This is a genomic window from Halobacillus sp. GSS1, from assembly GCF_017307035.1.
Taxonomy (GTDB): domain Bacteria; phylum Bacillota; class Bacilli; order Bacillales; family Halobacillaceae; genus Halobacillus; species Halobacillus litoralis.
In genome coordinates this window covers 20,473-37,979 of the sequence record NZ_JAFLHE010000013.1, presented here as the reverse complement: position 1 = coordinate 37,979, position 17,507 = coordinate 20,473, and the positions used below count along the sequence as shown (strand labels likewise).

Genomic DNA, 17,507 nt, shown 5'->3' with positions numbered 1-17,507 from the left:
GGAGGAATACGACAGATGAAACAACGAAAAGAAATGCCGAATGATAAGCGAGTCTTATTAGATATGGAGGGATATGAGGTGTATAACCGTGAGCTAATTCGTAGGGTATTCCCGAGAATCATAGCGGAAGTAAAAGCGATAAAGGCGAGGAGTGGAGCCGGAGATATCATTCCGTTCTATTTTGCGATCCTTTCATATGTGGACGGAAATGAATACCGGAAAGACGGGGCGTTAAATATGCGCTATGGATACGGGTTCCCTAGTCAGGGACGTATCCAGGAGATGACCGGAATTGATCGGAAGAGGCATAAGTTGCTGACCGACATACTCCGGATAAACGGTATATTTTCGGATGTTCGAGATTTTTACGAGGGGACTAAGCGTTATAAGTGGTATAAACCGTCTTTTTGTCCTCGAATCTCGGAGGACGGATACCTTGTTGATGAAAACGGCGAGTGTATTGTACCGGATTATAGCTCCTTAAAATTCCCGTAGTTCCTTTAAAGTACACGCCATAAGTACCGCAGACGGAACAAAGGGAGATACCTTCTTTGTATCAGTAAAAAGAGCAATTAGTAAAAGAGCAACGGTAAAAGAGCAACAAGTAATAGGCGCGTTAAAAAGCGAAGGTCAAAACACATGGAAACTAATTCGCTTACGCTCATTGTTTCCGCAAGCAAAGAACGCTTGCAGTATATCTATATCGCAAAAGATATTCCGTAAAGGAAAGACCGAGCGAAAAGGTATAAGTAATATATCTTACGAACAAAAGAACTTTCCAAAGAAAGAAAAAGAGGCGCCAAAAAGAAAGAAAGGTTTTCACGGCCCAACGACAGACGAAACGACAGAGGAGAATGTTAAATGGGAATTAATCAGAAGGAGTATCGCAATCCTGGAACCGGAGCAATTGAATACGCGAGGACGTTTGTGGAAGGCATGGAAATGGAAGACTCTCTATCCGTCATCATTTCACTCATGAAGGATGAACTTCACGATACAGAAGATAAAAGGATTAAGCGTTGCGGCTATTGTGGTTATCCATATCGCGACCACACTCGGCCGAATAATAGTAAGACATGCTCGAAAGAGTGCAAGGTGGCTAGCGATACACTTAAACGGAGAATGAAACAAGCGGACAAAGCGCTCCTGAATCCGAAAAAGAAAACGAAACGAGAAGAATATTACCTCGATTGGTTGGAATACCCGTTCTGGCTCGATGAATACGAAATGCTGAAACAGTCATGGAAACATGAACCATCTTACGGATTGGACAAAGTGGAACAAATCGCCGCAGCCAAACAACGTACGGAGCTACTCGGCGGACGTAGGAAAAAGAAATACTTCGAGGCGAAGGACGATAGAGGCGAAAGAATGCATAAGGTACGCGTGAAATTTTCGCAAACTGACCGGAAACCTAGCGAATTAAAGACGTATCGAATGGATCCGAAGGAGATGGCGGAATATCTTGATAGGAAATACGGGCGCAATCATCTGAATTCAGCGCGAAGGAAGGCGTTGGAGCACCGTAAATTTAGGCGCAGTAGATAAGTATAGTGGGGAAAGTAAGCGTAGGCCTGGCTTACCTTCTCGTGATCGGATATACAGTATGAAGAGTATATTTTTTAAGTATATAGCTAATTAATCCAAAACTATTAAAAGGAGGAACGGAATGTTGAACGGGAAAGAATTAAGAAAAATAAGGTTTGAGCACAATTTAACTCAGAAGGAAATGGCGGAGCGTCTTTCAATCACCGATCCATACCTTTCGCAAATGGAAACAGGCGCCCGCAGGATTAGCGAGAAGCTACTTTACAGGATCAGAAAAGAATTTTTAAGCGATTTATGATTTTTATTCGAACTTACCCATAATCATATTACATTTTAAAAAGTCAATAGTCAAGGCTGGAAAAGGAGATATACGACGATCGAAAGCGCCTTATCGGGGTGCTTTTTGTTTTGAAAGGAGGAAAATAAATGGCTTACTACCCAAGGAATGAACAAGAAACGTTGTACTCCTACGATCCGGTGAGTGACGCCTGGTCGGTGCATTCGACCTATCCACCGCACATTAAAGCGATTCTAGAGCGTGTGCCTAACGTTACTTTAGCGCACAAGGACGAAGACGGGACGGTAATTGCAGCCGAAGGATATGCAGCAAAGGAGCAAATCCGGCTTTATCGAGGGAAATAGCAGCCCCCTTTTTCTGCGGAATAAGGCGGTTTGATACCTATGACACCTGTCGCTCCCGAAGTACATGAGAAATGCGGGGCTACCCCCGATTATTTTAGGCAGAATCACGCGTATGCGCTTGTAAACCGTCTTAGAGGAGGTGGCGCTATTGGCTCGAAACAATCAAAAGAAGTTACGCAGTCCGAGAGAGGACCGCAGAAGAAAGAGGATGAATGGCGGAAAAGGATGGACAGAGAAAATCCTAGAACAGATCAAAAATCAAAAAGGGGACGATCAGTAATGGCAAATTATAAAGAGCAATTCGAAAAGGCGCTAAACATGAGGATTAAAGAGGTAACCCCGTGGTATAACTCGGTGTCTCAGAAGCTACAATCCGCATTCAGCAAGATAAACCTAGATAAAGAACTCACGGAGGAGGGCAAGCAGAAGCGCAGAATGCAATTACAGCAGTCTGCCCGCAAGCAACTCCTCAAGGACGCTATCGAAATGAAACGTCAGCGCAACGAAATCCTCGATCAAGCGATCGCCGAAGCGAAGGAAGTCGCAGACAAACCGGTCGAGCTGCCGTCCGACGGGGATCAGGCGAGATTTAAACGGAATCTAACGAAATTCCAGACGGATTTAATGCTTACGAATCGATTCGACCAGGCCATGCGCAAGCTGAACGAGTTCACGGATCAGCACGTTAGCTCGCAGTATCATGCGGAAGAGTTGGCTGCGGTTTATCCGACGATTATCCAAACGTCACTAGGCGTCGCAGAAGAGCCGGGGAAAGCAAAATCGGAGCTCAGTAGCAAGTTTGATGAAATCAACACCGCGTTGGTGCCGGAAGATGTCCGTGAGGCTCGAAGCACAATCGAATCAGCCGAACGCGAGAAAGAGGCGCCATTGTTCGGGCTGGCGGTGACGAATCACGTCCGCGGATTGCTCGGGCAAGATATCGCGAATAACTTGAACAATCCGGAGGGTTACCTGACGGTGCTAGAAGCGCAGGAAGCTGACGATGATGACGGAAAATATAAGGGAGGCAATTACAAATGGATGAAAAGTTATTCACACAAGACGAAGTAAACAGAATTGTTCAAGAGCGGATTGCCAGGGAGAAGCAAAAGGAAGTCAAAGTAAGTGATGCTGCCGATTCTGAGGAAGAAAGCATCGACTATAAAACTGAAGCTCTGGATCTAGTTAAGAAAGTGAGTCTACTCAACGAAGGTGTTCCTTACGAGAAGGTCGACCACTACACCAAATATGTGAAAGGTTCTAGTGAATCTGAGATTAAAAGTGACGCACGAGAGCTCGCTAAAGACTTAGAAAACAAAAAGAAAAACTATACAGAGCCCGGCCAGAAAAAAGGAGCATGGAATCCATTTACCAAATAAGAAGGAGTTGTTGAATGTGGAACAAACAGTATTCCTATTTAAACCGTACGAAAATTACAAGCAACACTCGATTACAAACTTACCTGCTGAAACCGCAGAAAAATTAAAGGCGGAAGGTAAGGCAACCGAGATTTCACTTGGAAAACACGGTGAGTATCGAAAAAAAGCCGATGAACTGACGGCAAATTTCAAGAAAGGGGAACGCGCGGTCAAGGAAAGCGACAACCCGTATTATCAACAAGATGCAGTGCGGAAATACGAATTGGATAAGTTATGGAATGAGTACGAGTCTGAAACCAAAGCCCTTCAAGCTGAGTATGCGCAATATCGAGCAGACCAACTTGAACATGCACGGAGAAAGGCGGCCCAAGCCCAAATAAACGTCACAGATACGGATAAGAGAGTTGCAGAGCAGATGGCTAATCGCTTGAAACTAAATATTTCCCAAATTTCAAACTCTCACGATTTAAGCGTGTTATTAGGCGAAGCAGAAAAAGATATATCCTATCTTTCTGATGCTCAAAAAACTGCATTTCAAGGTTATATAGGCGACGTTATTAACCAAGTAGAAGAAAAGGCGGGGAAGTATGATGATCCTGTTAGAACGTACAGCCTAGTATCTTCTGTTCAAGACGTCCGCAACATGGACTTGCTTAGCGTTAAGGCAGCCGAGCAGTTGCCGGAGAGAGTAGATATAAATTACCGACAAACAGCATTAATCCGAAAGAAACTATAAATCAATATAAAAGTATCACAAATCTAATTCAGTTATTTTAAAAATTAACGCTCCGATGATGCCACCTGCCAGGCGGAGGAGTTGAAAAGGCGCTCATAGGCGTCGTATCCATGCTCGGGCCGTCCTTCGGGGCGGTTTTTTATTATCTGAAAAGTCAAAGACAGTCAAAGTCAAACTAAAGGGAGATGAAACAGTGTGAGTAGATATATGAAATTAGCACATAAAGCACAGCGAACCTGGCGGAATTACAGCAAAGATCCGCGAAGGGTTGCGGAACAACTAAAACGCAGAAAGGCGGAAATTGAGCAGTTGCCCGAATCGGAGTTATCGTCTCATGAAAAGGTATCCAGACAGTACCTCATTGCGGCTTTAACTGGCCTTATTCATGCGGCTGATACGCTCAATGAACCTAGCCTAGATTTAGCGACGTATAACCTTAACCTCGCCCGCATTGCGTTAGAGGGCGGTGGGGAACGTGGCCAGTAAACGGAACATCCAGTACAGAGTTTCGGTTGTCGACCGGTTCACGAAACCTCTTCGCCGCATGCAATCCCAGCTTGAGAGCTTCAAACGTACGGTCGAGAGCGTAGACAATAAAGTAATTAACCCGAAAGTCGACGTTCAAACCGCGAAGGCAACCGCGGACCTCGAGAATGTTAAACGGAAGGCGAAGTCGATCCCTAACCTAATTTACGTCCACGTCGTTTCTAACGTCGATAAATTTAACCAGGACATCGACTCAGTAGCCGACAAGATCCGGAACTTCTCAACCGTCTATAAAAGCGCATTTAGTGGCGGGCTCATGGCCGGAACACCTATCGCAGCTAACGCATTGGGCGTCTTAGCAGGCGGGATTGGATCTTTGCTACCGGTGCTTGGAACGCTTGGGGGCGGATTTATGGGGCTCGCTAGTTCGATGGGTGCCGCGGCAGCAGGAGCCGGTTTACTTGCGCCTTTTATAGGGACTTTAGGGGCCGACCTCTTCAAACTCGATGAGAACGTAGATAAAACGTCGGCTAAGTTCCGAGGGTTCTCACAGGAAACGCAAAACGCTCTTACTGCCCTCGATGGGATGCAAGGGGCGTTCGGTAAACTCAAGTACGAGATAAGGGATCCGATTTATCAAGGGATGGCCGGGTTCTTCAACGCTGCAGAACAGGCAATCGGATTAGCGCGACCGGCGATTCATTCAACAGCTGACGCATTCTCGCGGATGGGTGAGGCGATGAAGAACAGCATGGGGGACGCGGACGTTAAATCGTTCTTCAGCTGGCTTACTACGGCGGCTCCGAGGGCTTTCGAGAACTGGAGCAGGATAATCGGCAATACAACGGTTGGCCTTTTAAACTTACTGCGCGCATTTTCGCCGCTGGCTATCACGATGGAAGCCGGACTATTACGAATGTCCTCGGCATTCCGTGAATGGGCGGACTCTCTATCGGCATCGGACAAGTTCCGCAGGTTCATCGATTACGTGAAAGAAAACGGCGGGAAGCTATTATCCATTGTCGGAAATATCGTGATGGGGCTCGTCGGTATGGGGACCGCATTTGCTCCTCTATCCGCAGAAATGTTAACCGGATTCGAAAAGATGACGCAGAAGTTCCGAACCTGGGGTGAAACGCTCTCACAAAACGAAGGGTTTAAGTCGTTTGTGGAGTTCGTCCGTACAAATACTCCCCAAATAATGACGCTTATCGGAGAGCTCGTTACTATCGCCATCAACCTCGGAAAAGGTTTCGCGTGGGTCGGCGAGATAATGACGCCATTAGTTTCGAAGTTCCTCGGATTTATGAATACGTTAATGGAGGGTAATCCGATTATTGCGCGTTTGGTCGCTATACTCCCCGTTTTAATCGGCGGACTGAAGATGCTAGTTCCGGCGTTCATCCTTGTTACAAACGTGGTTAATACGATATGGCCGGCTATTTCGATGTTATTCGGATGGATCGGAAAGCTAGGCGGAGCTTTCATTCGCATGTTGCCGATTATTTCACGAGCAGGGACGTTCTTGCTAACATTCTCCAATCCAGTCGGAATTATTATTTCAATCGTTGCTCTGTTGGCGACAGTCATCATCGCGAATTGGGATAAAATCTGGGCTTGGACGAAGAAAACGTTCAGTGCGGCAAAAACCTTCATGACTTCGGCTTGGGCCGTTATGAAAGCTAAAACGATTGAGGCGGCAGTTGCAATTTATACGTGGGCCTATAGGAAGTTTAGCGAAATGAAGACAGCTGTAACCGACAAGATGTCTCAAATTAAGTCTCAGGTACAGCAGAAGTTCCAACAGGCGAAAGACCAAGCAAGGTCAATCATTGTAAATATGGTCAGCGCCGTTAAGAGTAAGTTCGTTGAGATGAAAATAGCTGTTCAAAACAAGATGATCGAAGTGAAAAATAAGATTATCGAATTATGGAACAGGGCGAAAGAATTTTTATCAAACATCGACCTTGTACAAATTGGTAAGGATATCATCCAAGGTTTAATCAACGGTATAACGTCAATGGGCGGAGCTGTTTGGGAAGCTGCGAAAGGAATCGCGAAGAAGGCGAAGGACGCAATCACCGGTTTCATGGACTCTCATTCCCCTTCCCGCGTAATGATCGGAGTAGGTAACGATGTTGGTTCCGGTCTAGTCATCGGTATCAGTAACATGGAATCTCCGGCAGCTCGCGCAGCAACTCGCCTAGCTGAAGCCGTGAATAAGCCGTTGCAAGGAATTAAAAAGTCGGCACAGAAGGCGTTCAAGTTCAGCGGTAACTCCGCGTTAGGTAAGTACCTGAACGTAATGATCGGAGATGACCCCGATTATATGAACGACTGGCTTACGCACATGCCTAAGTCTATGCGCAATCAGGCGAAGAACCTCGGGAAACAAATTGCGGAAGCACGGGCGAACGGATCCTTCAGCTTCGGTAATAACCGGGCGAACGAACAGCAAGAGGCAAGCGGCGGAAGATACACGGTGGAAGTTCCGGTATATCTCGACAGTAGGCAAATTGCGAAGGCTACGGCGGCAGATATCACGAAGTATCAGAAACTTAACGCACAAAAAGCGAGAGGAGCGATATAAATGAGCGAAAGTAGAGAAGAGGTACGCGAAAGAATTGAGCAAATGCGGGAAAAGGTGCGGGAAAGGCGGGTTAAGTCCGGCCTTCCTCCGGAATCTCCGGATATGGAGTTCGTAGATGGTGCGCTGGCTCGCGTCTTATTCGAAAGTGAGATTAAACCATTCATACCGGTCGTAACGAAGTATATCGCTAGTACGATAAAAGCCGGGCGAATATTTCCGGTTGATACGAGTTTTTTCGAGGGATCAGAGCGCACCTTCGCGATTCTTAAGTATTCCGAGTCAGATTTTTATAGCGGTTCGATCCGCGGAGTAATAGATATCATGAAGAAAAATAACTCCCGATTAGAAAGCGGCGAAGATCACGATTTTCAGGACATCAAAAAGAGGTTATTCAATTGCGGCAGATTTCTTAAAATATTTCAAAAGGAAGGGCACATCTTCTATAACATACTGGAAGAAGACGGGAAAACGCACGATGCAAAGGTTAAAAGGTTTAGGGAAGATGAGTCTCTTTTAAACTCAGAAATACAAAAAGTAATCGAGCACTATAATTCGATTGAGCATTTACTGGAAGAAATGCATAAAGAGGAGGAACTGAAGTATGAAAACAATTAAAGATATTGAAGCACACTTAGATAACCGAAAGATCAAGGCGGCACATCTATTAGTTGCTAATGACTTCGCACCAAAGGGTGAGGTAAGAACGGTTGAAGATATCTCCGAAGAGGTGGGAGTATCCAGAAAAACTATTTACGAGTGGAAGAAGGAGATTATCTTCATTAAGTATATGGAAGCTCTTTCTGATGTCTCTCTGGCGTCCTATCGTAGTAAAGTCGATTCGCAATTAATGAAGCTGATCGAAGGAACATCAAATAACGGGCAGGCTTCCGTTAAAGCTCTCGAGATGTGGTATAAGTTGCACGGACGATTAGTCGAACGCTCCGAGATCATGGACGAAAGTTCTCCGAAGGCCACTCGCACTTATTCCGACGAAGAGATGCAACGAGAGATGGACGAACTGAGCGAGATGATGAAGACGAAGCATTAGATGAATGCCGCTAGGCTTTTTGCCTGGCGGCGTTTGAGTTTGTAGCATAATGGCTATAGTTAGAATATATAGTTTATAAAAGGTTTTTTTTTTAGTAAAACCTAACGGTCAGTTGATGAAAGTGGTAAATTATTGTATAATTTTCTCAAAGGGAACTCACACTACCATCATTTATAAGAATGGATGGTGGATAGTTGTGGAAAAATGGGAGGGAAAACTAATGGCAAAACCAATTGAAGCGACACCAGTGTTAAAAGGTGAAGATTTAAAGAATTTTGTTAAAACATTAAATAAAAAAGATACGGAATACAGTAAACAAAGAAGAAACTCTGCACTTTCTTTGTTGCAAAGAATATCTCAATAATTTGAGGATGCTTCTTTGAAATACAGAGATAGTACCGTCTATGGAGAAATATCAAGCTATACAAGGTTTGTTCCCTATTCTAAAGATTACGACCTTGAAAGCTTTGAATGTGGAATAGACGATTATAATAATTTTTTGATTCACGATGCAGAGTATTATATTGAAAATGGCATCAGTTCAATGCATCTGTTAATCGATAAGAGAAATAATAACGTTATCGGTTATTTAGCTGTTTTGGCTGATGCTTTTTTATTACATAAACAGGAAAAAAAAGACCTGGAGTTAGATGTGCCTTTTAGTTCTGTCCCTGCTATGAAAATAGGGAAGTTAGCTGTATCAAAAGAATATAAAGATTATCCATATGGGTCATTTTTGCTAGAAATAAGCTTAGGGATTGCTCAACAAATGAAAGAAAACGGAATCGGGTGCAGGTTTCTAACTGTAGATGCAGATATAGAACATGATTCAGACACACCAGTTTTTTATGAAAAGAATGGCTTTATTGTTAATGAGCATAAGATGCAAAAGCAAGGGAAAGGATCAGTAAGTATGAGGTATGATTTGCATGATTTTTAACTTACAATTCGGTGGCTAGCCGAGTTGTTTTTTTTTTTTTATTTTTTAGAGGAGGCAATAAATACTTTGTCGAATTAATACATCCGACTACATTAAAAAGGAGTGTATTTATGAACGATTACAAAAACCGCAAGAAAATGTTCCTCGAATTTGCCGGCCGCGGACGCTATGAAATTACCGCCACGTTTGAAATGCCGGATGGCAACCGCCTCATCGACGTAGGCGACCGCCATTCCAATTCCTATCCGATCACCTACGTACAATCCGAAATCCACGATCTTCCCTACGGTGAACTCCGCAACTTTTTATTCCGCCATATTAGACTTATCCAAGACGGTATTTACGACGTTTGAACAATAGCTCCAAATCTTCATTTTAAACCTAATAAAAAAAGTGAGCTTGGTAGCCCACTTTGAATATGTTGTTAATTTAATTCGATCGTTTTGGAGACTGTGCCGAAAACTCCTTCCTGAGCAACCACGGAGAAACCGGCAGCGTCAGCTATTTCTGGTGCCACATCAAATGCGATTTTTCCAGAGAGCTCAGATCCAGGGTTGAGTTGTTCTAAAAAGAATGTATCACCCATAGTACCGTCTTCATTTTGATTGGCAGACGTACTTGCCATCGCGTCAGACTCAAACGTTTTATCGCCTTGTGTTAATTTAAAGTATGAACCATCAATCATTACCGACTCGTTACCGTTATTCTTTGCGGTGACTTCAAGAACTACGTATTTACCACTTGCTTCTGTAGGGAATGCGCTTGGTCCGACTTGGTCAGTAGTTGAAACCCCGTTTACAGTGTATGTCATTGCTCCTACTTCAACTGTGTCTCCTATCTTGTATGATTTTTCTTCTGACTCAGAGGACTCTTCCTCTTTGCTTTCTACATCTTCAGTATCGCTTGCCTCAGCAGTGGCGGGTTCTGCAGTCTCGTTTTCCTTAGTGGTGTCTTCCCCGTCTCCTCCAAAAGCAGCTGCTAATCCGCCAATCACAATGATCGCAAGAAAAGCATAAAGTACAAATTTTAATAATTTCTTCATGCTACAAACCTCCTATGTAATAGATATAAACTTATAATAATTATGGAAGGATTATTTTTCCATATTATTTACTTAACTAGTGTAAATACGACTACCTTAGTGTTTTTCTGAAGCAATCCGACATATACTATATGATGTTTCTCGACAAGCCCTCTGAATATATATCGTTGCATAAGCGATGTATTCCGTTTATAATAAGGATAAATTCCGAAACGGAGCGTCCGTCATTTGACGACCAGTAACCGTCTACTCGGAAAATTTCTCGCAATCGTTGCGGTAAGATACCGTGCATTGGCGAGGGGTTAACGGATGAACCTTGCGTTGATAGTTTCGAATAGATTCCGGTTCTACGTCAGTCGGGGGTTCGAATCCTCTCGGGCGCGCTAAACTAAAAGGACCTTCCTCAGATGTAAGGAAGGTCCTTTTTTTACAAGAAATTCATTATATTAGTATAATGAAGTTTGTCGAATCTTTAATGGTTACATCAATGTTATTTAAATATTAATTGAACAGGAATCTCACAGAAATTATACGAACGTTTATTTGGTTATATTATCGCGATGTAGTTTATTTCGGGCTTTTTCTATGTTACTATTGAAGAAATAAAGTCAGACTTTTCGCTTTATTTAGAAGAGGGGTATTTATGACAAACCTAATCCGTTACAAAATGTTGTCGACTGAAGAGGTTTCTGAAGACCGGCGGATTCACGTGTTCGACATGCAGGAACAGCAAAAGTTATCCTTCAACTATAAGTTATTGAAACGGACACCCGAAAGTTATGTAGGCGAAGAGTTAGCACATTTCTTGGATAAACGGAAGTTGAAAATCGATAATGGTTTTTATGATAAAAAAGGGCACGCATCCTAACAGCGTGTCTTTTTTTGTGAATAAATAGTAGTGAGAAATGGATGGGGCAGCCTTCCTTTGGTATGATGAAGAAGGAAGTTCAGGGAGGCCTGTATATGTCTGAAGTTATTTTATACGTTAAAGAAAACTGCGGATTATGTGAGGAAGTTAAGGATCTCTTGTCTCTATTTGATGTCGCAGTGGTATTGGTGGATATTGGTACTGACCCTGTCCTGCTGAATAAGTATATGCTTGAAGTGCCGGTATTGAAGATTGGTGAAGAAGAGCTGGATTATCGTCATATTGATTACTTCGAACTAATGAAGCGTTTACAATGAAAAACGTCTAGGTTTTCACTTGCACGAGGACTACCCCACTGTTAATATAAAACTGAAATAAGATATTTTTTTGCTCCGAGCGGGACATAATATGACTAGCTGGGACGTAATACATCCCGGTTGGTACCATTTCAAAGAAGGGGCTTTTTCCATGAGAGCGTTCATCGACTTACAAAAAAAATTATTCCCGGATGTCCTGGACGTTATACAGCGCCGTTATCAGCTGTTGTATTATATCCAGATCATGCAGCCCGTGGGCCGAAGAGCGTTAGCTGAAAGTGTTGAACTGGCTGAACGTACGGTTCGAAGTGAAGTGGACTTTCTGAATAAACAAGGAGCTGTAGAGATTACCTCACGAGGTATGCACTTAAGTTATGAGGGACAGAACATTCTTGATCAGTTAGCCGAATTTATTAAAGAGGTCTCTGGGATAAAGGTTTTAGAACAACAATTAAAGGATAAATTAAATTTAGACTATGTCGTTGTTGTTCCGGGTGATAGTGATGAGCTTAATTGGGTAAAACAAGAGATGGGAAAAGCATGTGTCCAATATTTGAAAGAACATATGTCGCCGGATCAGGTGATTGCCATTACTGGCGGAACAACGATGGCATCCGTCGCACAAGTGATGACGCCGCTGTCTGGAGCTGATCAATGCTTATACGTGCCTGCACGTGGAGGTTTAGGTGAAAGAGTTGAAAACCAGGCCAACACGATCTGTGCGGAAATGGCGAAAAAAGCCAGGGGTGATTATCGTCTTTTATATGTACCCGATCCTCTTAGTGAGGAATCTTATCAGACGATAAAAGAAGAACCTTCAATTAAAGAAGTGTTGGATATCATCCGTAATGCTGAAATCGTTATTCATGGTGTCGGAGATGCACTCACGATGGCAGAACGAAGAAAGACTTCTCCTGAACAGTTAGAGTTAATCAAAAAACACAACGCTGTAGGCGAAGCTTTTGGTTATTACTTCAATGTTGAGGGTGAGATCGTTCACAAAGTTCGTACGGTGGGTCTACAGTTAGAAGATCTGAAGCGTGCGAAACATGTCATTGCTGTTGCTGGAGGTCGCTCGAAAGCACAAGCCATCTCATCTTATTTCCAACCGGGCCAGAGTAATGTCCTGATCACTGATGAAGGTGCAGCCCAAGAGTTAATAAGGGGTTTATCCCTTTAAATAAATATGATTTCAATCATCCTAAGGAGGAATTTTGCATGACAGTAAGAATTGGTATTAACGGATTTGGACGTATTGGACGTAATGTTTTCCGTGCTGCTTTGAACAACAATGAAGTAGAGGTAGTAGCGGTTAACGACTTGACAGATGCAAACATGCTGGCACACTTGCTTCAATACGATACAGTACATGGCAAGCTTGATCAAGAAGTGACAACAAACGGTGACAACCTGATTGTCGGCGGTAAAGAAGTCAAAGTACTTTCTGAAAAAGATCCAGCTCAACTTGGTTGGGGAGATCTTGGCGTAGATATCGTTATCGAATCTACAGGTCGCTTCACTCAGCGTGACGATGCTAAGAAACACTTGGATGCAGGTGCTAAGAAAGTAGTCATCTCTGCTCCAGCGAAACAAGAAGACCTTACAGTCGTTATGGGTGTAAACGAAGATCAGTACGACAAAGATTCTCACCACGTTATCTCTAACGCGTCTTGCACAACGAACTGCCTTGCTCCATACGCAAAAGTTCTTGACGAGAAATTCGGTCTTAAGCGCGGTATGATGACAACTGTTCACTCTTACACGAACGACCAGCAGATCCTTGATCTTCCACACAAAGATTACCGTCGTGCTCGTGCAGCTGCTGAAAACATCATCCCAACAACAACTGGTGCTGCACAAGCTGTTGCAAAAGTACTTCCACACCTTGATGGTAAGCTTAGCGGTATGGCTATGCGTGTACCAACGTCTAACGTATCCATCGTAGACTTGGTTGCTGAGCTTGATAAAGACGTAACTGCAGAAGAAGTGAACGAAGCACTTCGCGCAGAAGCTGAAGGTAACCTTAAAGGAATCCTTGGATACAGTGACGAGCCACTTGTTTCTACAGACTACAATGGCAACACTCACTCTTCTATCATTGATGGTCTTTCTACACTTATCCTTGAAAACAACATGGTTAAAATCGTTTCTTGGTATGACAACGAAACTGGTTACTCCAACCGTTGTGTAGACTTGGCTGTATACCTTAAAAACCAAGGCTTGTAATATCTGAGCCTTTTTAGAAAATACTATGAAAAAGCTGGAAAGGAGGAGGTCTCAGGTCCTCCTCCTTTATCCATGTTTTTTCGCATCCTGCTTATCGGCGTTTCTGCAACATGAATCTGTGGAAACGTACATAAGGGCAGGCGATGAACCTGACCACAAACCAAGGAGGTTGTCATTCTATGAATAAGAAAACAATCCGCGATGTTGAAGTGAACGGGAAAACCGTCTTTTGCCGTGTTGACTTCAACGTACCGATGAGTGAGGGAGAGGTCACAGACGACACTCGAATCAAAGCTGCCCTCCCAACAATCAAGCACCTGACTGGAAACGGTGCGAAAGTCATTCTTGCCAGTCACCTTGGACGTCCTAAAGGGGAAGTTGTCGAAGATCTTCGTCTTGATCCTGTAGCCAACCGTCTAAGTGATGTTCTTGGACAAACGGTTACAAAAACGGATGAAGTACACGGGGCTGAAGTGAACAAAGCCATCTCTGAAATGGAAAACGGCGATGTTCTTCTGATCGAAAACGTGCGCTTCCATCCTGGTGAAGAAAAGAATGATGCGGAACTAGCCAAGGCATTTGCAGACATGGCTGACCTCTACGTAAACGATGCTTTCGGTGCTGCACACCGTGCGCATGCTTCCACAGCAGGTGTGGCAGAATATATTCCTGCTGTTGCTGGTTTCCTGATGGAAAAAGAAATCAATGTTCTAGGTAAAGCCCTGTCTAATCCAGAGCGTCCATTCACAGCCATCATTGGTGGTGCGAAAGTGAAAGATAAGATCGGTGTCATCGACAACTTGATCGATAAAGTCGATAACTTGATTATCGGTGGAGGGCTTGCTTACACATTCGTAAAAGCCCAAGGTCATGAAATCGGTAAATCGCTGCTGGAAGAAGATAAAATTGATCTAGCTAAAGAATATATGAAAAAAGCAGAAGAGAAAGGTGTAAACTTCCTTATGCCTGAAGATGTCGTCGTTGCTGATGATTTCTCTGATTCTGCTAACAAAGAAGAAGTAGGAATCGATAGCATTCCAGCTGACTGGGAAGCGCTGGATATCGGTCCGAAGACGAGAGAAAAATATGCAGAAGTGATTAAAGATTCTAAATTGGTCATCTGGAACGGACCAATGGGTGTCTTTGAAATCGAATCATTTGCTAACGGTACAAAAGCTGTAGCGAATGCTCTTTCTGAAACAAAGGGTTACACGGTCATCGGTGGAGGAGACTCTGCAGCAGCCGTTGAAAAATTCGGATATGCAAATGACATGGACCACGTTTCCACTGGTGGCGGTGCTTCCTTGGAATTCATGGAAGGTAAAGATCTTCCAGGCGTATCCTTGTTGAACGATAAATAAAAAGGAGAGGTGAAACCATATGCGTAAAAAAGTAATCGCTGGTAACTGGAAAATGAATAAAAACCACCGTGAAGCGGAAGATTTTATTCAAACAGCTAAGAACGAAGTTCCTTCCTCTGAGCAGGTAGAATCGGTTGTTTGTGCTCCATTTCCTTTTCTACAAAAACTCGTAGAGGAAACAGAAGGTACAAGTCTTAAAATCGGTGCTCAAAACATGCACTTTGAAGAAAGTGGTGCGTTTACAGGTGAAGTAAGCCCGGTCATGCTGAAAGAGCTTGGCGTATCTTACGTCGTACTTGGTCACTCCGAACGTCGTGAAATTTTCAAGGAAACGGATGAAGAGGTGAACAAGAAAGTTCATGCTGCATTTAACCATGGCTTGACACCGATCATTTGTGTAGGGGAATCTCTAGAACAACGGGAAGCGAACGAAACGATGAACGTTGTAGAGACACAGGTGAAAAAAGCATTGGACGGTCTGACAAATGATCAATGTGCAGAGACAATCATTGCTTATGAGCCGATCTGGGCGATTGGTACAGGCCGTACAGCTACATCTGAACAAGCGAATGAAGTATGTACACACATTCGTAAAGTTGTCACTGATTATGTAAGTGCTGATGCAGCGGAAGCTGTCCGCATTCAATACGGCGGCAGCGTGAAGCCTGCAAACGTTGATGAACTACTATCTCAGTCCGACATTGATGGTGCTCTAGTAGGAGGAGCCAGCCTTGAAGCTGATTCTTTCCTAAAACTAGTGGAGGCAGGTAAAAATGAGTAAGCAAAACCTGGCTGCCTTAATCATCCTTGACGGCTACGCTCTTCGCGATGAAGAAAAAGGCAATGCTGTCAAACAAGCGAACACACCGAACTTTGATCGTTACTGGAACCAATTTCCGCATTCTCAATTAATGGCATGCGGGGAAGCTGTCGGACTGCCAGAAGGTCAAATGGGTAACTCAGAAGTTGGGCACTTGAACATCGGCGCAGGCCGTGTCGTCTATCAAAGTCTGACGAGAATTAACTTTTCCATTCGTGAAGGTGACTTCTTTGAGAATGAAGTGCTGCTGAACGCAGTTCGTGAGGCGAAGACTAAAGATAAAGCTCTTCACATTTTCGGCCTGTTATCTGATGGCGGGATTCATAGTCATATCGACCATATGATCGCTACCTTGAAGCTGGCGAAAGAAGAAGGAATCGAAAAAGTTCTCATTCACGCTTTCCTGGATGGACGTGATGTTGGTCAGCAATCAGCTAAGACCTATATCAAACAGACTCAGGAAGCGATTGAAGAAGTCGGCGTAGGGCAAATCGCTACTCTTTCCGGACGTTACTATGCGATGGATCGTGACAATCGCTGGGAACGTGTGAAGAAAGCTTATGATGCCATCGCTTATGGTGAGGGTCCGACGTACAAGGATCCAATTAAAGCCATCGACGATTCTTATGAGCAGGAAGTGTACGATGAGTTTGTTGAGCCTGTCGTTTTAACAGATGAGGACAACAACCCGATTGGATCAGTGGAAGATGAAGATAGCATCATTTTCTTCAATTTCCGTCCGGACCGTGCGATCCAACTCTCCCGTACATTCGCAAACGATGACTTTGATGGTTATGAGCGCGGAGAGAATGCACCGAAGAATCTACACTTTGTAGGGATGACGCAATACAGCGATCAGGTGCGAAGCAAGATTGCTTTCCCTCCGAACGACTTGAAAAATACCGTTGGAGAAGTCCTTGCTGATAATGATATGAAGCAGCTGCGCATCGCCGAAACGGAGAAGTATCCACACGTGACCTTCTTCATGAGTGGTGGTCGTGAGAAAGAATTTGAAGGGGAAGAGCGCATCCTCATCGATTCTCCTAAAGTTGCGACATATGATCAGAAGCCGGAGATGAGTGCGTATGAAGTTACAGATGCTCTTCTTGAGGCGATTGACTCAGAGAAACACAATGCTATCATTCTAAACTTTGCCAATCCTGATATGGTTGGACACTCAGGAATGCTTGAGCCGACGATTAAAGCAATTGAAGCCGTAGATGAATGCCTAGGTAAAATTGTAGATAAGATCCATGAAAAAGGTGGACATGCCATCATTACAGCTGACCATGGGAACTCTGATGAGGTGACGACCTTGGATGGAGACGCTATGACAGCTCATACGACAAACCCTGTACCTGTCATCGTGACTAAAGATGGGGCAGAACTCCGTGATGGTGGAATTCTTGGTGATCTATCACCAACATTGTTAGAACTCTTGAACGTTGAACAACCTGAAGAAATGACAGGTAAATCACTAATTAAAAAATAAGGGAGAGATATT

The 17,507-nt window shown here is 43.8% G+C and carries 23 protein-coding genes; 22 read left to right on the top strand and 1 reads right to left on the bottom strand.

Going from position 1 to position 17,507, the window contains the following annotated elements; genetic code table 11:
* The first annotated feature begins 15 nt into the window (after positions 1–15).
* The 15 genes from J0K78_RS17050 to J0K78_RS16985 all read left to right on the top strand — a co-directional run bounded on the left by J0K78_RS17050 (position 16) and on the right by J0K78_RS16985 (position 9,722).
* Positions 16–495, top strand: coding sequence for a hypothetical protein (locus J0K78_RS17050; protein ID WP_206948208.1), 480 nt, complete (start codon positions 16–18; stop codon positions 493–495).
* Between the two features lie 366 nt (positions 496–861).
* Positions 862–1,548 (top strand): hypothetical protein, encoded by a 687-nt coding sequence (locus tag J0K78_RS17045; RefSeq protein ID WP_206948207.1) that lies wholly within the window; start codon positions 862–864, stop codon positions 1,546–1,548.
* 121 nt (positions 1,549–1,669) lie between these two features.
* Positions 1,670–1,846 carry a helix-turn-helix domain-containing protein gene (locus J0K78_RS17040; RefSeq protein WP_206948206.1) on the top strand — a complete coding sequence of 59 codons (177 nt, stop codon included), beginning with the start codon at positions 1,670–1,672 and terminating at the stop codon, positions 1,844–1,846.
* A gap of 128 nt (positions 1,847–1,974) precedes the next feature.
* Positions 1,975–2,190 (top strand): hypothetical protein, encoded by a 216-nt coding sequence (locus J0K78_RS17035; RefSeq protein WP_206948205.1) that lies wholly within the window; start codon positions 1,975–1,977, stop codon positions 2,188–2,190.
* A 148-nt stretch (positions 2,191–2,338) separates the two neighbouring features.
* Positions 2,339–2,470, top strand: a complete 132-nt coding sequence (locus J0K78_RS20195; RefSeq protein WP_255534840.1) for a hypothetical protein — start codon at positions 2,339–2,341, stop codon at positions 2,468–2,470.
* A complete protein-coding gene (locus J0K78_RS17030) occupies positions 2,470–3,261 on the top strand; it encodes a hypothetical protein (RefSeq protein ID WP_206948204.1) in 792 nt (263 codons plus the stop codon). The genes J0K78_RS20195 and J0K78_RS17030 overlap by 1 nt, the downstream gene beginning before the upstream one ends.
* Complete coding sequence (locus J0K78_RS17025) at positions 3,228–3,569, top strand: hypothetical protein (protein ID WP_206948203.1); 342 nt, start codon at positions 3,228–3,230, stop codon at positions 3,567–3,569. Before J0K78_RS17030 ends, J0K78_RS17025 begins: the two co-directional genes overlap by 34 nt.
* A 16-nt stretch (positions 3,570–3,585) precedes the next feature.
* Positions 3,586–4,305 carry a hypothetical protein gene (locus J0K78_RS17020; RefSeq protein WP_206948202.1) on the top strand — a complete coding sequence of 240 codons (720 nt, stop codon included), beginning with the start codon at positions 3,586–3,588 and terminating at the stop codon, positions 4,303–4,305.
* A 195-nt stretch (positions 4,306–4,500) separates the two neighbouring features.
* On the top strand, positions 4,501–4,791 hold the full coding sequence (locus tag J0K78_RS17015) for a hypothetical protein (protein WP_206948201.1): 291 nt from the start codon (positions 4,501–4,503) through the stop codon (positions 4,789–4,791).
* The gene (locus J0K78_RS17010; RefSeq protein WP_206948200.1) at positions 4,781–7,381 is read left to right on the top strand and encodes a phage tail protein; all 2,601 of its coding nucleotides are present in this window, start codon (positions 4,781–4,783) and stop codon (positions 7,379–7,381) included. Before J0K78_RS17015 ends, J0K78_RS17010 begins: the two co-directional genes overlap by 11 nt.
* Positions 7,382–7,996: a hypothetical protein gene (locus J0K78_RS17005; RefSeq protein ID WP_206948199.1), complete on the top strand. Its 615-nt coding sequence runs from the start codon at positions 7,382–7,384 to the stop codon at positions 7,994–7,996.
* A complete protein-coding gene (locus J0K78_RS17000) occupies positions 7,983–8,429 on the top strand; it encodes a phBC6A51 family helix-turn-helix protein (protein WP_206948198.1) in 447 nt (148 codons plus the stop codon). The genes J0K78_RS17005 and J0K78_RS17000 overlap by 14 nt, the downstream gene beginning before the upstream one ends.
* A gap of 220 nt (positions 8,430–8,649) precedes the next feature.
* Positions 8,650–8,793 (top strand): hypothetical protein, encoded by a 144-nt coding sequence (locus J0K78_RS16995; RefSeq protein WP_206948196.1) that lies wholly within the window; start codon positions 8,650–8,652, stop codon positions 8,791–8,793.
* Positions 8,794–8,808: 15 nt separating this feature from the next.
* Positions 8,809–9,369, top strand: coding sequence for a GNAT family N-acetyltransferase (locus tag J0K78_RS16990; protein ID WP_206948194.1), 561 nt, complete (start codon positions 8,809–8,811; stop codon positions 9,367–9,369).
* A 110-nt stretch (positions 9,370–9,479) separates the two neighbouring features.
* Positions 9,480–9,722, top strand: coding sequence for a hypothetical protein (locus J0K78_RS16985; RefSeq protein WP_206948192.1), 243 nt, complete (start codon positions 9,480–9,482; stop codon positions 9,720–9,722).
* 71 nt (positions 9,723–9,793) lie between these two features.
* Here J0K78_RS16985 and J0K78_RS16980 read toward each other — a convergent pair whose 3' ends face one another.
* A complete protein-coding gene (locus J0K78_RS16980; RefSeq protein ID WP_206948189.1) occupies positions 9,794–10,411 on the bottom strand; it encodes a DUF4352 domain-containing protein in 618 nt (205 codons plus the stop codon).
* A gap of 643 nt (positions 10,412–11,054) precedes the next feature.
* On the opposite strand from J0K78_RS16980, the gene J0K78_RS16975 reads away from it, so the two are divergent.
* The 7 genes from J0K78_RS16975 to gpmI all read left to right on the top strand — a co-directional run bounded on the left by J0K78_RS16975 (position 11,055) and on the right by gpmI (position 17,495).
* Complete coding sequence (locus J0K78_RS16975) at positions 11,055–11,279, top strand: hypothetical protein (protein WP_160911549.1); 225 nt, start codon at positions 11,055–11,057, stop codon at positions 11,277–11,279.
* Between the two features lie 95 nt (positions 11,280–11,374).
* Positions 11,375–11,596, top strand: coding sequence for a glutaredoxin family protein (locus J0K78_RS16970; protein WP_206948187.1), 222 nt, complete (start codon positions 11,375–11,377; stop codon positions 11,594–11,596).
* Positions 11,597–11,747: 151 nt separating this feature from the next.
* Positions 11,748–12,776 carry a sugar-binding transcriptional regulator gene (locus tag J0K78_RS16965; RefSeq protein WP_206948185.1) on the top strand — a complete coding sequence of 343 codons (1,029 nt, stop codon included), beginning with the start codon at positions 11,748–11,750 and terminating at the stop codon, positions 12,774–12,776.
* Between the two features lie 38 nt (positions 12,777–12,814).
* Positions 12,815–13,822, top strand: coding sequence for a type I glyceraldehyde-3-phosphate dehydrogenase (gap, locus tag J0K78_RS16960; RefSeq protein WP_160911555.1), 1,008 nt, complete (start codon positions 12,815–12,817; stop codon positions 13,820–13,822).
* Positions 13,823–14,001: 179 nt separating this feature from the next.
* On the top strand, positions 14,002–15,183 hold the full coding sequence (locus J0K78_RS16955) for a phosphoglycerate kinase (protein WP_206948183.1): 1,182 nt from the start codon (positions 14,002–14,004) through the stop codon (positions 15,181–15,183).
* 19 nt (positions 15,184–15,202) lie between these two features.
* Positions 15,203–15,964, top strand: coding sequence for a triose-phosphate isomerase (gene tpiA / locus J0K78_RS16950; RefSeq protein ID WP_206948181.1), 762 nt, complete (start codon positions 15,203–15,205; stop codon positions 15,962–15,964).
* Positions 15,957–17,495, top strand: coding sequence for a 2,3-bisphosphoglycerate-independent phosphoglycerate mutase (gene gpmI, locus J0K78_RS16945; RefSeq protein ID WP_206948179.1), 1,539 nt, complete (start codon positions 15,957–15,959; stop codon positions 17,493–17,495). Before tpiA ends, gpmI begins: the two co-directional genes overlap by 8 nt.
* Positions 17,496–17,507 lie beyond the last annotated feature (12 nt).

Excerpts from the sequence above, each read along its gene's own strand:
- J0K78_RS16980 (WP_206948189.1), bottom strand. The coding sequence starts at position 10,411 with ATGAAGAAATTATTAAAATTTGTACTTTATGCTTTTCTTGCGATCATT.
- J0K78_RS17030 (WP_206948204.1), top strand. The coding sequence starts at position 2,470 with ATGGCAAATTATAAAGAGCAATTCGAAAAGGCGCTAAACATGAGGATT.
- J0K78_RS17025 (WP_206948203.1), top strand. The coding sequence starts at position 3,228 with ATGGATGAAAAGTTATTCACACAAGACGAAGTAAACAGAATTGTTCAA.
- J0K78_RS17035 (WP_206948205.1), top strand. The coding sequence starts at position 1,975 with ATGGCTTACTACCCAAGGAATGAACAAGAAACGTTGTACTCCTACGAT.
- J0K78_RS16985 (WP_206948192.1), top strand. The coding sequence starts at position 9,480 with ATGAACGATTACAAAAACCGCAAGAAAATGTTCCTCGAATTTGCCGGC.
- J0K78_RS16965 (WP_206948185.1), top strand. The coding sequence starts at position 11,748 with ATGAGAGCGTTCATCGACTTACAAAAAAAATTATTCCCGGATGTCCTG.
- J0K78_RS16995 (WP_206948196.1), top strand. The coding sequence starts at position 8,650 with ATGGCAAAACCAATTGAAGCGACACCAGTGTTAAAAGGTGAAGATTTA.
- J0K78_RS17040 (WP_206948206.1), top strand. The coding sequence starts at position 1,670 with ATGTTGAACGGGAAAGAATTAAGAAAAATAAGGTTTGAGCACAATTTA.
- gap (WP_160911555.1), top strand. The coding sequence starts at position 12,815 with ATGACAGTAAGAATTGGTATTAACGGATTTGGACGTATTGGACGTAAT.
- gpmI (WP_206948179.1), top strand. The coding sequence starts at position 15,957 with ATGAGTAAGCAAAACCTGGCTGCCTTAATCATCCTTGACGGCTACGCT.
- J0K78_RS16970 (WP_206948187.1), top strand. The coding sequence starts at position 11,375 with ATGTCTGAAGTTATTTTATACGTTAAAGAAAACTGCGGATTATGTGAG.
- J0K78_RS17050 (WP_206948208.1), top strand. The coding sequence starts at position 16 with ATGAAACAACGAAAAGAAATGCCGAATGATAAGCGAGTCTTATTAGAT.
- J0K78_RS17000 (WP_206948198.1), top strand. The coding sequence starts at position 7,983 with ATGAAAACAATTAAAGATATTGAAGCACACTTAGATAACCGAAAGATC.
- tpiA (WP_206948181.1), top strand. The coding sequence starts at position 15,203 with ATGCGTAAAAAAGTAATCGCTGGTAACTGGAAAATGAATAAAAACCAC.
- J0K78_RS16975 (WP_160911549.1), top strand. The coding sequence starts at position 11,055 with ATGACAAACCTAATCCGTTACAAAATGTTGTCGACTGAAGAGGTTTCT.
- J0K78_RS17045 (WP_206948207.1), top strand. The coding sequence starts at position 862 with ATGGGAATTAATCAGAAGGAGTATCGCAATCCTGGAACCGGAGCAATT.
- J0K78_RS16955 (WP_206948183.1), top strand. The coding sequence starts at position 14,002 with ATGAATAAGAAAACAATCCGCGATGTTGAAGTGAACGGGAAAACCGTC.
- J0K78_RS17005 (WP_206948199.1), top strand. The coding sequence starts at position 7,382 with ATGAGCGAAAGTAGAGAAGAGGTACGCGAAAGAATTGAGCAAATGCGG.